At 70.3% G+C, this 804-nt stretch carries 2 protein-coding genes; one reads left to right on the plus strand and one right to left on the minus strand.

Annotated features, from left to right (window positions below; all coding sequences use genetic code 11):
• Positions 1-572: maleate cis-trans isomerase family protein (locus AC1DWF_RS33550; protein ID WP_476842815.1), on the plus strand; the 572-nt coding region annotated here is incomplete at its 5' end.
• Here AC1DWF_RS33550 and AC1DWF_RS33555 read toward each other — a convergent pair.
• Positions 558-804, minus strand: a 247-nt coding sequence (locus AC1DWF_RS33555; protein ID WP_476842816.1) for a hypothetical protein, incomplete at its 5' end; no start/stop codon positions are given. The genes AC1DWF_RS33550 and AC1DWF_RS33555 overlap by 15 nt on opposite strands.

Consider the following 804-nt stretch of genomic DNA (forward strand, 5'->3'; position numbering starts at 1 on the left):
ACCTCAGCCAGGTCGCCAGCCTGCCCGCCGCGGTGAAGCTGCTGGCGATGGTGTCGCCCGACGTCATCGTCCTGGCCCATACCGCGACGAGCTACACCCTGGGTCAGGAGCGCGAAGCGGCGCTGGTGGCCGAGATGGAGGCGCTGACCGGCGCCCGCTTCATCACCGCCTTCGGCAGCACGCTGGCGGCGCTGGAGATGCTGGGCTGCAAGAAGGTCGCCTATGGAACGCCCTATTCCGAGGCCACGACCCTGCAGGGCAAGCGGCATCTGGAGGCGCATGGCATCGAGGTGGTGAGCCACGGCGCGCTGGCGAATGTCCGCAACATCTACGAGGAGAACGAGGAGCGCGCCTATGCCATCGCCCGCGCCGTCGATCGGCCGGAGGCGGAGGCGGTGTTCCTCAGCGGCACCGGCATGCCGACGATATCAGCCCTGCAGACGCTGGAGGATGACCTGGGCAAGCCGGTGCTCTCGGCGGCCTCCGCCATGGCGTGGAACGCGCTGCGCGTCGCCGGTGTGAAGCATGCGCGGCCGGGCTACGGGCGTCTGTTCGCTTCAGCCGGGCACTGAGCCCTCGAGCTTCAGGCCAATGCGCTGCGCGAGACGGTAGGCCTGCAGCTCCGGCTCGCTCGGCACGCTGCGCTGGACCTGGTCCGAGCCGTTGCGGAACTCTATCACCACCACGCCGAGGCTGGGCTCCAGCCGCAAGCTCGGATTAGGCGGCGGCGCGGCGGCAGGCGGCGTAGCCCCGGTGCCGGCGAATGGGACTGGGCGGAACGGCGGAGAGACACGGCGACGCCCA

Source organism: Aminobacter sp. P4_D5 (assembly GCF_056401815.1).